Source organism: Pirellulaceae bacterium, assembly GCA_029243025.1.
In the GTDB taxonomy this organism is placed as follows: Bacteria; Planctomycetota; Planctomycetia; order Pirellulales; family Pirellulaceae.
Genome location: JAQWSU010000029.1, coordinates 66,941 through 81,554 on the forward strand (window position 1 = coordinate 66,941; position 14,614 = coordinate 81,554).

Genomic DNA, 14,614 nt, shown 5'->3' on the forward strand with positions numbered 1-14,614 from the left:
ATCCTAGAACTCGTTACAGAAATGGCTCAAAGAGTCTGCCTGTTGGCAGGGGCACATACAACATTCGAGCGAACGCGAGATACGCAAATACAAGCCACGCCAGCGTGACTCCTAAAGCAAGCCGGAAACGATTTAATCCAAGCATCGACATCGCGACCAGCAAAAACACAAAGGAACCGAAATAGTAACCGGTGTAGATTATGATTGCCACATAAGCAGCCAGCAGTGTGGCGAACTTCCAGACAAGATCGATTCGTTTCGATTTTTCAATCTGATCTTGATTGCGAACTGTTTGACAGATCAGCAAGATCGCGAATGGAACAATGAGGACGGACCACAACTGAGGTACGGCTGCAGCTCCCACATCGTCTGTTTGGGGGAAACGCATTGCGGCGGCGAAAAACAAAAACGCGACGCTTAAGGTAAGGGAAGGAATCAGGATGTAGCCGAGCCTGGCTGTTTGCCCTCGAGCGATCAACCCGATGGCGATCATGCCGTTGGCAAGTACGGCGAGCAGAAGCATGATTAGATTCGTCGATTCGCCTCGCTGTTTCGTTCGTTTCGCAAGGTCGGGTGATTCGGCATTTTGCAAGATGGATAGGTAGTGTTGGAACTCATCGCGATCGCTCTCGACGATTGGAGTGAATTTTTTTTCGTCATAGTACACAACTTCAATCCCATCACGTTCCCAGAATTTTCTCCAATCGGTATCCTGATTGACTTTGCGGAATAGTCGGCGATACCATGCTAAGACGTCTGGCGGAACGCCCGATTTGATGGCAAAACCTCGCCACATGAACTCGCGGTCCAGCCCTTGCACACCGAAGTCTGAAAAGATTGGCGTGTCGGGGTATTGCGGCAGACGCGTCGGGTTTGAAATGACGGAGATCTTCAATTGAGGATTGCCTGCTGCGTCACGAGGGTTTCCGACGTAGGCCACTCCTTGATCCCCCAGGAGTGCTGCCTTGGCTACACCGCCGCCACCGAACGGAATCCATCTCGCACTGATGTCGAATTTTTTCCAGGTTTTCAGAGCCATGACATGATCCAGACCGCCGAAGGCCGGTCCCAACCACACTTGTTTGCCAGGGCGCGCTCGAGCATCCTCGACGAGAGTTGACCAGTTGGACCTCGGGTCATCGGCTCGGGTGATGATGCACTCTGGATCCGCCATCAACATGGCGATCCAGTCAAAATCGTCGATGTAGTTGGTGCGATTGGACGAGACGATTTTGGCGATGTTCGACTTGGTGCAAGCGTAAAGTGTGTACCCGTCCGCAGGCAGTTGGATCACCTTTTCCATCGCCACGATTCCACCTGCACCGGGCTTATTCTCCACGATGAGTGTCGCGTCGACATACTTCTCTGCGATCTCTGTGAACTTCCGAGCTGTCGTGTCGATCAACCCACCCGGGCCAGTGTAGACAATGATTTTGATCGGCTTGGCTGGGAAATCAGCGGCGCGCGCCGATGGGGCGACAACAAAAAAGCAGCTGAGGAAGCAAAGCAGCTGACCAATACGAGAATGGCTGACGATAAGTCTGAGGTGGATCATCGAATTCAATTGTAACGGATCGCCAGCCTCATTGTAGGGCTCGTTCTATCAGCGATAAATCATCGTGAAAATGAAGGTCTGAGTGGGCCGGATCCTGGCCACGTGGTGCGGATGAACGGGAGCTGAAAAAATAGGAGTCGTTCCAGCTAAACTGTTTTTCGAAGACAAAATCGAGTGCGTTGTGGGGAGTCATGAATGGGCGATTCAAGCTGTTCGGGGTGCTGTGATCGTTAAACTTTCTCAGTATCGGATGGGGGACGCGATTTGAGTTGTTACGGCTTGTGCTCGATTCTGTCGCCAATGCTGCTGCGATTTCGTTTCCATCGATCGACGCGAGCTTGACTACGGCTGCGAATTGTCCCAACTGAAATGCCTTGATGAGGTCGGCGGAGTCGAAATCTTGGTCGCAATTCCAGTCGCCCTCGGACCAGGTCGAATTGTTGCTCGTTGAGTCCTCATACTCACCGGCCTGAAAAACCGACACCAAATCACGCGAATCAAAACGTCCATCCAGATTGGCGTCTCCAAATGAAGTTTTCAGAATGTCTTCAATCAAGACCGTGAGGTCGGATTCGTCGAGCTGGCCATTGTTGGATAAATCGAATCGGATTTCATCAGAACCATTTCGAATCATGTTGCAGAGTAAGTTGATGTCGGCCCGGTTCACGTTCCCTGATCGATCCAGGTCACCGAAAGTTGCTGCCATCCGACCCGGCGTACCGCCCGGATGATCGCTGGGACGCCAGTTGGAGCCATCATTCAGGTCGTTTTGCGGATTGATAAGCTGCAGTGTGAACCCCCCACCGTCCGCCAGGGTCGGCCACGGCGCACTGTCGTCGTATTTTAAGTCGATGATTGGCAGGCTGTTTGCGTCGACGATGCGGATGGTCTCTCCAGTGTTCGCTAAGGACCCGCTGAATTCACCGTCGATCCAAACTTGACTTACATGCGGATAGGCTTGCATGAATGCCTGTTGGTTTTTTACGACTAACCGCGATTCGCCCGGTCCGAGCGTGGTGCCTGGTGCGAAAACGTAAGGGGTGCTTGGACCGTCCGTAATGGTAACGTTAGCTAAGTCCAAGCTAAACTCAGTACCCACATGACTGAATTCGATGAATTCGGTCGAATCATTTTTTTCAGACGGGTTATAGTGGATTTCTGAGATTCGTAGCGAATGGTGCAGCGGATTGCGATGATCGATTGACTTATGCTCGTCGACCGTTTGTCCCCAGTCGTCGACTAACTGTGTGGACAAACCACTCGTGTTCACCGATCCCAGGAAGGGGCCTTGCACGGAGAGGCCGATTTGATCTTGGATGACACGCTGGTAGTCACGAAATGCGGCGACGTTCGACGTGACAAACAACGATCCATGAGCCGGAATCACTGTTCCTGGACGGAATTTATAGTCGATTCCCTCCGTTAACTGCCAGCCGGTCAGATCGACTGCAAACGCTTCCTGATTTACCAATTCAATGAATTGAACGGATTCGAAATCCTCGCCTGTTGAAGTGTCAATGACTCCGAAATCGACATCAAAGTCTCGTCCGATTTCTCGCCGGCGGATCATCGACGGTTGGATGAGCAGATCCGGACTATTGCGTTGGGCGTTGATTCCGATGACGGCTAGCACATTGGTGCCCTGCATCACCGGGACAATGCCTGATTGGATGAGTGCTGTGATGTCGAATACCTCGAACTCACTGTTTGCCTCATGGTTTCCAGAACGCGATATGGAGTTCCAGTCAACTTCGCCGGAAATGTTTGCGCGGGCAATCTCAACGCCGTTGAGATACGCAACAAATGCGTCATCGTAGCGCATTTGGAGTTGGATGCGATCACCTGATTTGTAATCGTCGATAGAAAATGGGAATCGTGCGTAGACAGTCGATGAAATGCCGTGGCCATCACCATCGGGGTCGATGTCGTCCAAAAGATTGACTCGCTGAGTCTGCTCTTTGTCCCGATAGAGTTCCCCCAAAAACGGTTCGTAGTCGGTGGCACGATCGTAGCCGACGCCTCCCTTACCAACTCGCCATCCAGCCGCTACCGAATCGTCGAATATGGGGGCACGCCATCCGATCGCATCCTGGTTAGAGGTTGGCACGAAGACTCGCACGATGGATTCCGCAGGCAATAATTGTCGGATTTCAAAGGCTTGATTTGATCCGGGTAGATTTGAATCGTTGGAGAGTTGTTTGCGCCGGTAGCGTAAATGGTCTGTCAGACGTCGGATACCGGCAGTTGGGTCACCACTCTTCCAACGCGCATGGTCCCGGGCAGCATCGCCGCTTATGAGAATATCGTATTCTTTGATTTTGGTCTCAAAGTAGTCGCCAGCAAGATACTCGTCGAACAGCGTTCGCAAACGTCGTAGGTACATTTGACGGGTGCTTGGCGTATCGAGAATCGCGTCCAGTAAGTGATTCTGATAGACGGGTTGACCGGGAGCTTGAGGATGTTGTGTATCACCATAGAAAACGCTGGAGAAGTTTGGGTCTGTTCGCAAGGCAAATGCTTGGTCCATGTCCCAAGGGAATTGCCACCATTCTTCCGTTGTCGCATCACGATAGATGTAATAGTTTTTGGTTAAGCGGTCGTGATTCGTGAGGATTGTGTTGCCAGCCATGTTATTGATGACTTCGGGCAGATTGACATGATCAAAAATGTAGCTTGATCTGTCCTGGTCCTGGATGCGATTGTTGAGACCGTTAGTGAATTGGATCAAGTCGTCAAAGGGTTTTTGCTTTTGCGTGACTTTTTGATAGTCACTGCGAGTTGGATTGAGGGCTAGGGTGGATCGGGCTGACGGCGAATTCGCTTTGTACAATGCGCCGCTGGTATCGAGCTGATGTCGCTCAAGAAACGATTCGTCAATTTGCTCAACGAAGGAGGCGAGCGAGTAGAATTGCCCGTTTTGACGGACCTGGTAATGTTGTGTGATCGGCGCAGGGACGCCAATTTCGTTGAGAAATCCGAACGCCAGATTTTCTCCCATATAAGAGGTTGCGCCCTTCTCGCGATAATGCGATTGGAGATTGAATTCATCAACCGCAGGGTGGTCATTGGAATGTCGAAACGGATCCCCAGGGTTAAACTCGAATTTGAATTTTGGTTTTGGCCAATTCGTCGTTGAAATGCCTCGGACTTTTACCTTGAGGTTGTCGTAGAATTGTCCAGCGAAATACACGGACGCGGGTGACCAACGTGTGCTGTTCCCATTTCGATTTTTATGCCAAGTTGGATCCGGAACGAACCAATGCAACGTGGGTAACGCTGTGTCGAAATTGTCCTGTTGGATGATCGTACCGAAGTATTCGGGGTGCCCTGTCGAATCGCCTGGATTCGCTAAATAAGGCGATCGTGATGTGCGCCCTGATTCATCACGTGTTGTGATAAAGTAACGCAGCATCTTTCCCGGCAACGACTCAATCGATCGGCTGTCTGATGTCCAGAGTTGATGGAAGGTATCGGCGGGCACGTTGACGGTGTAGACATCATCATTCGCCGTGAGGTCGGAGTTCATTCCATCGTCTCGCAGTGGCAGCGAAATCGTCGATCCGTACGCCATGCGGAGATGGACCTCGGCCGTGATTTCCTCCGTCAGGCGATCGGGAATGGTCGCGGAAATAATGAAATCCTCCGTCAAGGAAGGGCGCTCGGGTTGATGCGTAACCGCGGTGATGATTGGACCGATTGAAACATCGATCGAACTGTTGGCACTGCCAGGTGTCGCTGTCGAAAGGTAATGGTATTGACTGGGTTGGATCAGGGTGCTGGATTGTCGCGGTAGACCAAATGACACGTCTCGCAGCTGAGGAGGGAACTCAAGCGGGCGAGCCGTTGTGATCGTCTCTCCATCTGGCATGACGATCGCCAAGGTCTCACCTGCGGCACTCAAACGGAAGTTCGTGTGAAGTTCGCGGTCCGGTATTCTTCGGTCTTTGCCGGATGCGAATACAACCAGGAAATCTTCGGGGGGGATGACCGTCTCTGCTGGAAAGGTCCAGCGTCGTAAATTGTCTTGCTGGTCGGTAAGGTGCCATCCGGCGAGATTCAAAGGCGACTGGCCGAAGTTGAAAATTTCAATCCAGTCAGAGCTTTCTTGGTCGGTGTCCTGCAGTGACTGCCAATTCGTCGCCATGATTTCGCTGATCAAAACAGTTGCGGACTGAACTCGAATTTCTATTATGGCTTCGTGTTCGCTTCCGAAACGATCAGAGATGCGATAAGAAAATCGATCGACGCCGGTAAAGCCAGGCTGCGGAGCATATTGGAACGATCCATCCGTCCGGAAATCAATCTGGCCTGAATTCGGCAGCGTTGAAAGCTCCGCGGTGAGATTGCCTTGGTCTGGATTCATGTCATTGACGATCGGCGACTGAGAAGCGGTGACTACCAGTGTTTCGTCCCGCATCGCGACGTATTCGTCGTCTACGGCTTTGATCGGATCTCGTTGATTGACTACCTCGATGGTGACTTGAGCAGGGGCGGAGTCGCGCCCGTCTGTGGCTAAATACTCGAATCGATCCGTGCCGAAGAAATTCGGTTGCGGTTGATAGACAAAGGATCCATCGGGGGCAAGTGTCAATGCACCGTGCTCTGGTAAGCTTTCAAGGATCGCCGTGAATGAATCTTGCTCCAAATCCGCGTCGTTCGTCAGTAGACCATCCGCTCTTGAGATGATAAGTACTGTGTCTTCGGTCGTCCTGTAGGAATCCTCATGAACCTGGGGAGGATAATTGACATATTTGGCGCGAAGCGTCTTTGTGAGCGAAATGGCTGCTTCGGGAAGTAAGTCACCAGCAAAAAATTGTATCTCTGCGATAGTTCCATCAAACGCGGCCCCACCACTCCCGAATTTGATTGTGCGGGCGTCTCGAGGTTCGTTGCTGACGTCCGTGCGACTCGTGGCAATTCCATCAATGTACAAAGAGAGACTTTCGCTGGTGCGACTCAGAATCGCCACATGGGCGATGCCATCGTTGTAGTTGGCTTCAGCTGAAAACAAGCTTTTGGCTGGAGTGCCTGTGCCGGCTGACACAGTACCATCGCTTGAAATTGCGATACCCCAGTCACGAGCGAAACCGAAGCTGCTGGCGTCTACGATGCCGGAATTCAAATACCACTGATTCTTGTCACCGATCAGCGAATTTGAATCTGTCGAAAAGACCGTCGCGATCGCGAATTCTGAGAGGCCTTGAATTGGATCCGCATCGGCTGCAATTCGGAAATAGTCTAACGGGTCGAGCTTTACCGCAGCATGACCGTTGAGTCGATTGGAGATAAGTTGCGGACTGCCATTCGCAATTGCAATCACGCTCCCGGATTTGTCGGGCCATCTGGTAATCACTGATTCGTCGCCGGGTGCTGTGATTAAATCCTCCGCACTCCAAGCAGCGATCAGGTCAGCTGCTAATAAGGTGCGCGGTTCGAGTCTTTCAACGTTGAAATGAAGCGATTTTGAAACGCGGCGCTGTCGAGGGTTGTGCTTATAAAGAAAGGTCATTGCGACAGTCGCTGTCTTGTTAATTCAGCAATATTATGAAAGGCGATGGATGTTGTGAGGAGAACAACGGCATGGTGTCAGTTTTGGGACGGCGATTTTGCGACGGTTTCAGCGGATCTGATTTTAACGAGAATTGGGCTTTCAAGAACCATGTTTATTCTGCGAAATCTTGTTCGGAGCCCGTGCGGTTGCGGGAATGACGACCTTTTGTAACCCGTGTCTTTGAGATGATTTCGCGGAACTTGTTCCACGAAGAACGGTCCATCGTTGTGATAGAGTCCCGAGATAACCCGACGCAGTGTGGCTCGCCGATTCGCTCACCTCAATGTTGATGTGAATCGAGCGAATTGGTTTGTTAACTCAAAGAAAAAACTTGGAGGAAGTCGTCGGAAAGGTTGCTTGACAGTAAGATTCGAACGCGGTAGTTAAAAGCCGTTTCTCGCCAAGCGGAACACACGGATCAGGGCAGGTTGCTGCGAGGACTTCTCGACTACCAGAATCGACACGTTCGTGTTCAAGCGTCAAATCGTTTTGATCGACACAAAAGGCTCGGCATCTTCCGCGCATTGTGCAGTTCTATCAACTTCAGCCTTGCGACGGCACGACGAGGTTGGCTCTTTGTGTGTGAGTTGCTCGAAAAAGCAGAGTTTGGAACCTAGGTTTTCTGCTGAAGTAATCTTTGAAGCAATCGTGGTTCTGTTTGTTCCCGGAATCCTGGTGAGTTTGTGATTCAGGTGACGTGACTTCGGCCGAGTGTTCGACTTGGCATGTCATTCGAGTCGTGCTTTTGTTTAGCGAGAAGATGGGCTTGGCGATAAAGACAGGGAACTTCGTTGAATTATCTGCGCCGGGGGTAATGGCGATCATATTAATGATTGAATTTTGGGATCGATAGTCAGCGACTGCCGAGGGTAAATGCAAATGTTTTCGATGCGATTTCGGGTCGCGCTTGGGTTGGTCAGCATTCTGATGATGATCATGGTGCTCGGTAGCCTACTCGGCTTGATGCCGAATCAACCTCATCATCAGATGTGGATTGGCCGACGTGATGTTGGCGATGCGCTGGCTTTGAACGCCCGGCACTGTGTCATGCGAGACGAGTGGGATTCACTCGGAGAAATGCTTGGTACTGCTGTTGAGCAGAATGGCGATCTGCGGTCTGTTGCAGTGATACAATATCCAAATCTTACTCGGATTCAACACACGATCGACTGGAAGGATCGTGCAGCGGATGATGGAAGTCAGTATCGCATCCCTTTGCAGAGAAATGTCGGCATCACGGGAATTCCAGAGGCCTGGGGGGAACTGCAGTTGCAGTTTCGGCCTACTCGTGAACTATCCGTCTGGGGAATGGCAGACACTTCCTGGTTTAAATATTTTTTGTTTGTGGGCGGTAGCGTTTTTCTGATCTATTTGTTCAGTCTCGACCGACTGTTGGGACTTGTCGATCCGACAAAAGCGATCATGGCTCGTGTTGGCTCCCCGCTTGATTCCCTTTCAGAAGGGTTAATGGTGTTGGATAGCAATGGAATGATTCTTCGAGTGAACAGCGTGTTTGCCGAAATCCTGGAGTGTTGTTCGGAAGATTTAGTTGGATTGCCCGCGACGGGATTGCCTTGGGTCAAGGTTGATTCGGGCCAGAAGCCGGACATGTTTCCCTGGGGGAAAGCGTCGAGTCAAGGTGGAGTGGTCGAAGGTGTTACTCTGGGTCTGATCCGAGATTTCGATTCGCAGCTCCGGACATTTCGCCTACAAATGTCGCCGTTGATTGGCCCACATGGGAGTAATACGGGTGTTCTTGTTAGTCTCGAGGATGTGAGTGAACTCGAAGCCACGCGAGCGGAACTCACTTGTGCCAAAGAGGAAGCTGAAGCGGCTAATCAGGCTAAATCGACGTTTCTCGCAAATGTGAGTCACGAGATTCGAACGCCCATGAATGCGATTCTTGGTTTCACGGATGTGCTTCGACGAGATATCGTTCGCGACGAGGCCAAACGAAGACACCATCTCGATGCAATTTACACCAGCGGTACGCACCTGCTGAATCTCATTAATGATATTCTCGATTTTTCGAAAGTCGAGGCAGGTAAACTGGAGGTTGAACAGACCGACTGTTCGCTTCGTGCAATCGTAGATCAAGTTGTGACTGTCTTGAAAGTTCGCGCTGTTAGTAAAGGCATCTCACTCCAATGTCACAGCCTAGGCGAGATTCCCGATTTGATTCAATCGGATCCGATGCGGTTGCGTCAAATACTTACGAACCTTGTCGGGAACGCCATCAAGTTTACGGATGAAGGCGAGGTGCGGATTACTGTCGGATTTGAGCATGAGATTGAATCCCAGGTTGTTATTGATGTTTCTGATACGGGAGTTGGAATCCCTGCTGATGCGTTGGAGAAAATATTTGCTCCGTTTACTCAAGCAGATAGCTCTGTAACTCGGAAATTTGGTGGTACCGGTTTGGGCTTGTCGATCAGTCGGCATTTTGCACGTGCTTTGGGAGGTGAGATAACGGTTGCGAGTGAAGTCAGCGTGGGAAGCACATTCTCCGTCTCGCTTCCGACAGGCCCAGTGGAACATGTTTTATTCTCGACTTGGGATGATTCTGATTCATCAACAGCTTCGAAAGATCTGCCACAAGAGAAGGGGCTTTCCTCGATGCGTTTGCTCTTGGTGGAAGATGGAGAGGAAAATCGCGAGCTGCTGACGCTTGTGCTACAGGCAGGAGGCGCAATCGTTGACACCGCAGAAGATGGATTGATTGGTGTCAGGAAGGCCTTGGCAGAAGAATATGATGTGATCCTGATGGACATGCAAATGCCAAATATGGATGGATACGAAGCGAGCACTTTGCTCAGGCAACAGGGTTTGACCGCGCCCATCATCGCGCTGACAGCGCATGCGATGGAGGGCGACCATCAAAAATGCTTGGCAGCAGGCTGCTCCGATTTCTTCGTGAAACCCATTGATCTTGACGCAATGGTTCAAACTCTCGCTGAAACGTGGCGTGGGACAAACCAGTCGTGTGGTTTGCCCTTATCTGAATTGACTTTAACTTCTGGAGAGGAAGCCGCAGCTGAAATGACGCAAACAGAACAAAAAGCACCGTTGGTATCCCGGTTGCCTATGGAAAAACCTCAGTTTCGGGAAATCGTAGAACGCTTCATTGGTCGGCTTGACGAACAATTGACTTCCATGCAAGCAGCCTGGGACTGTCGCGATTTCGACGAGCTGGCTGGACTGGCTCATTGGTTGAAGGGTACCGGTGGGAGCGTGGGCTTCGATGAATTTGGCGATCCATCGGCGCGGCTCGAAATAGCGGCCAAAGATCAACTGGCGGATGACATCGAAGCATCGATTCTTGAATTGAGGGAGCTTTTCGATCGCATTCAATTTCCCACCGAAGCCGCAAAGGCGTCTGGTGTTGACGGGATGGCCACTTCACCAAGTTAATCGATCGTCGTCTTTCGTGAGCTTGCCAGCCGGTCGGATGTGTTCTCCCACCTGCTTGGTCAAAGAATCACCTAACTCGGTTCTCGCAGCGTCTGCCATGCCTTGCAAACGCTGGACGATTTCCGGGTGCTGCTCCGATACATCCAACTTTTCCGCAATGTCCGTTTTTAAGTCGAAGAGCGTCAATCCAATCTCGGTTTGTGAATAGGGCGCTGGGATTCCTTCCTTCCCACCAGGTCGACCGGCCATCGTACGGAAACGGTGTGGGAAATGAAGCTTCCAGCGACGGTCACGAACCGCTTGTAATTGTCCGCCTGCGTAATACATCAAAAACGATTCATGAGGCGATTGGGTATTTTCTTTGGCGAACAAAAGATCCGAGATGTCTTTGCCATCGATCGGATGAGCGGGTAAGTCTGCGCCAATTAAGTTCGCGACGGTGGGAAGGATATCAATTGTCGATGCCAATTCGTCGCAGGTCGTTCCGGCTGGAATACGGTTTGGCCATTGCACGATTGTCGGAACACGGGAACCTCCCTCGAACATGGTTCCTTTTCCTTCACGAAGCGGACCGGACGACCCTGCATGATCGCCATAGCTTAACCACGGTCCATTGTCAGAAGTGAAAATCACGATCGTGTTGTCGTCGATCTGATGTTTTTTTAACGCCGCGATAATCTGACCAACCGACCAATCGACTTCCATCACCACATCGCCAAACAAACCACGTTCACTCTTGCCCTTGAATTTGTCGGAAACATAGAGTGGGACGTGCACCATCGAGTGTGGCAGGTAAAGAAAGAATGGTTTGTCATGGTTACGGTTGATAAACGAGACAGCACGCTCAGTGTATGCCGTTGTTAATTGGGTTTGATCTTCGCCCGTTACGTTGGAGTCGATCACGGTCGTATTTTCAATCAGTGGCAGTGGCGGAAACCCTTGTTTTCGACGAGGAGATTCCGGTGGTAAATTCAGATAAAAGGGATGAAATGGCCACATGTCATTGGAATACGGTAGCCCGTAGTATTCATCAAATCCATGATTGGTTGGTAAGAATTTTGGGTGATGGCCAAGGTGCCATTTCCCAAAGCAGGCCGTTGCGTAGCCCTGCTGTTTGCAAAGTTCTGCCAGGGTTATTTCTTCGCTGTTGATACCACGATCGGATTTCGGACCAAGTGCACCTGAAATTCCCACTCGCTGATGGTAACAGCCGGTCAGCAGGGCAGCGCGAGAGGCAGAACAAACGGCGGATGAGACTTCAAAATCGGTGAATCGCATGCCCGCTGCAGCCATCGCTGCGAGGTGAGGCGTTGAGTAGCCTTCTGCACCAAACGGTCCAATGTCAGCATAACCCATATCGTCAATGAAAATGACGACAACATTCGGTAGACGCTGCGAGCTTTTTTGCGCGAAGCAGGGGAGGGCAACCGAGAACAGAACAACCAATAAGAACCATGAATGGACTTTTTTCATCTTGCGGCGTGCTTTCGGAGGGAAGACGCAATAAACTGCTGTTGTTGATATAACGATCGATTCTACTGCGATTCTATCGCATTGCGCGGCGCATGGCGCGGCGGGTTACGGGTGGATCTCAGAAAACTTGTTGGGAGTGGCAAGCGATGGACTTTCGCCGACTTTTGTTCTGTGCCTGGATTGCGTTACTTTTTTCGGGATTTAGCGAGGACTGTTCCTCTGCAGAAATCGTCTTTCGGCGCCATCTGATCAATGCGGATTCTCGGTTTAGCGCTTGCGCTGCGATTGATGTGAATCGTGATGGTCGACTGGACATCTTTTCAGGTGGCTTTTGGTATGAAGCACCGGATTGGCAACGCCGTCGAACGAGAAATGTACCGGAGATTCGTGGTCGGTTTGACGACTACTCGAATCTGCCATTCGATGTGAATCGCGATGGTTGGGTTGACATTATTAGCGTCAACTACCGGAGCAAGTCCCTGTATTGGGTGGAGAATCCTGGCAGTCATCCCGGGGAATGGAAAACGCATCTGATTGACACTCCGGGACCGAGTGAGACCGGACGTCTTGTCGACATTGATCATGATGGGATTCTGGATGTATTACCGAATGGGACCAAATACGCTGCCTGGTACCAACTTGATCCCGCTGGACTTTCAATCAACGGTAAGTTGAATCCCAACTGGCTTCGCCACGACTTGCCCTTCGAACTAGCTGGACATGGAGTTGGTTTCGGCGATATCGACGGTGATGGTCGCACTGACTTAGTGGGACCTCAGGGCTGGCTGCGGGCTCCCGAGGATCCAATTACCGGTCGATGGATCTGGCAGCCTGAGTTTTCCACACACCGTGATGCAAGTGTTCCAATCCTGGTGCACGATGTGGATCGTGATGGGGATGCTGATTTGATTTGGGGACGTGGGCACAATATTGGCTTGTATTGGATGGAACAGCTTCGCGTTGGCGATCAGCGACGCTGGCAGTTACACGCAATTGATACAAGCTGGTCTGGGGCGCATGCCATCATGTTAGCCGATATTGATGGCGATCAACGCCAGGATTTAGTGGCTGGAAAACGATATCTGGGGCACGGGGGGAAAGATCCCGGAGAATATGATCCATTGGCGGTCTATTGGTACTCGTTCGCTCAAGGCTCGAAGAGTTGGACGCGACACTCAATATCTGTCGGAGGAACGTGTGGCTTTGATCTGGATCCTAAATGTGTTGATATGGATGGAGATGGTGATGTTGACATCCTCGCGCCAACGCGCGCGGGTTTGCACTATCTTGAAAATCTTGGCCACGAGAATCTTGGCCACGAGAATCTTGGCCATCAGACAGCTGATTTGTTAGCTCTTGCTGAAGATCGATCCATTTCCAAAGGTGCCAAGGGCGAATCGCTCCTGTCGCTACAAAATCATCAAGGGGAATCCCAAACCGTGAAGTCCGAATTGGATTGGGGGCTGAAACGCTGGCAGATTCTTCGCGTCTTGGAGCAGGTCATGGGGCCACTTCCCGGACCGAGCCGACGTGTCCCGCTCAAGATTGAGCGAATCTCAGAAGAGGAAACCACGAAATACATCCGCCGAAAGATCCTGTTTTCAGCCGAAGCAGGAGATCGAGTACCGGCCTATTTGTTAATCCCCAAGTCGGTTCGAGATTCTCCCGGTAACAAACTGCCTGCCATGCTCTGTCTCCATCCTACGAGTCCACTCGGGAAGGCACAGGTTTGTGGTCTTGGAGGCAAGCCGAGTCGCTTCTATGCACACGAGTTGGCTGAGCAGGGATTTGTTTGTCTCGCTCCGGATTACCCCTCGTTTGGAGACTATCAGGATTACGACTTTGAGAGGGACCAGTACGTGTCTGGGACGATGAAGGCGATTTGGAATAATATTCGAGGGGTTGATTTACTTGAATCGCTGCCGTTCGTTGATCGCGACAAGATTGGTTGCATCGGACATTCGTTAGGTGGACATAATAGTCTATTCACGGCTGCGTTTGACCAGCGGATTCGTGCTGTGGTGACCAGTTGTGGATTCAACTCATTCAAGCATTACTATGGTGGCGACTTGAAAGGTTGGACGAGTGCTCGTTACATGCCTCTAATTCAGACGAGGTACGGGTTAGATCCGGCCCAAGTTCCGTTTGATTTTGACAGTGTGCTTGCGGTTATTTCACCACGCCCCGTGTTTGTCAACGCGCCTTTACACGATGCCAATTTTGCCGTCGAAGGTGTGCGACTGTCTCTGGCCGGTGCGCAAGAAGTTTTCAAACTTCATGATGCTTTCGATCAAGTCACCGTTGTCTTTCCGAATGTCGGACACGAATTTCCATCTGAAATACGTCAACAGGCTTACGAATGGTTGAAACAAAAGTTGGATCCTTGAAGCAGATCGTCAAAGGAAGTACACACGGCTCGTGACACAAGCTTCTTATTCCAGTCACCGGATCGACGATCGGGAAATGTCCGATCACTGTTTTGCTGACTTCAATTGCATTTGTCTTGCCACCCACGGGTTTTATAAAACGTCGGTACGGCACCATCGGTAGGCGGTCTTTGAAACTCCCATTCTCGAATCGAGATGTTTCGTTTTTTTAATATCTCTAGCACTGTCTTTCAGGTG

The 14,614-nt window shown here is 51.0% G+C and carries 5 protein-coding genes; 2 read left to right on the forward strand and 3 right to left on the reverse strand.

Going from position 1 to position 14,614, the window contains the following annotated elements; all coding sequences use genetic code 11:
• Positions 1-13: 13 nt before the first annotated feature.
• The gene (locus tag P8N76_12685; GenBank protein MDG2382519.1) at positions 14-1,555 is read right to left on the reverse strand and encodes a tripartite tricarboxylate transporter substrate-binding protein; all 1,542 of its coding nucleotides are present in this window, start codon (positions 1,553-1,555) and stop codon (positions 14-16) included.
• 28 nt (positions 1,556-1,583) lie between these two features.
• Positions 1,584-7,064, reverse strand: a complete 5,481-nt coding sequence (locus tag P8N76_12690) for a CotH kinase family protein (protein ID MDG2382520.1) — start codon at positions 7,062-7,064, stop codon at positions 1,584-1,586.
• Positions 7,065-7,985: 921 nt separating this feature from the next.
• Between P8N76_12690 and P8N76_12695 the strand changes: the two genes are divergently transcribed.
• Positions 7,986-10,517, forward strand: coding sequence for an ATP-binding protein (locus P8N76_12695; protein ID MDG2382521.1), 2,532 nt, complete (start codon positions 7,986-7,988; stop codon positions 10,515-10,517).
• Here P8N76_12695 and P8N76_12700 read toward each other — a convergent pair.
• Positions 10,506-11,990 (reverse strand): sulfatase, encoded by a 1,485-nt coding sequence (locus P8N76_12700; GenBank protein MDG2382522.1) that lies wholly within the window; start codon positions 11,988-11,990, stop codon positions 10,506-10,508. The genes P8N76_12695 and P8N76_12700 overlap by 12 nt on opposite strands.
• Before the next feature lie 146 nt (positions 11,991-12,136).
• Here P8N76_12700 and P8N76_12705 point away from each other — a divergent pair, with 146 nt between their 5' ends.
• A complete protein-coding gene (locus P8N76_12705; GenBank protein ID MDG2382523.1) occupies positions 12,137-14,377 on the forward strand; it encodes an alpha/beta fold hydrolase in 2,241 nt (746 codons plus the stop codon).
• The last annotated feature ends 237 nt before the right edge of the window (positions 14,378-14,614 follow it).

Excerpts from the sequence above, each read along its gene's own strand:
- P8N76_12685 (MDG2382519.1), bottom strand. The coding sequence starts at position 1,555 with ATGATCCACCTCAGACTTATCGTCAGCCATTCTCGTATTGGTCAGCTG.
- P8N76_12690 (MDG2382520.1), bottom strand. The coding sequence starts at position 7,064 with ATGACCTTTCTTTATAAGCACAACCCTCGACAGCGCCGCGTTTCAAAA.
- P8N76_12695 (MDG2382521.1), top strand. The coding sequence starts at position 7,986 with ATGTTTTCGATGCGATTTCGGGTCGCGCTTGGGTTGGTCAGCATTCTG.
- P8N76_12700 (MDG2382522.1), bottom strand. The coding sequence starts at position 11,990 with ATGAAAAAAGTCCATTCATGGTTCTTATTGGTTGTTCTGTTCTCGGTT.
- P8N76_12705 (MDG2382523.1), top strand. The coding sequence starts at position 12,137 with ATGGACTTTCGCCGACTTTTGTTCTGTGCCTGGATTGCGTTACTTTTT.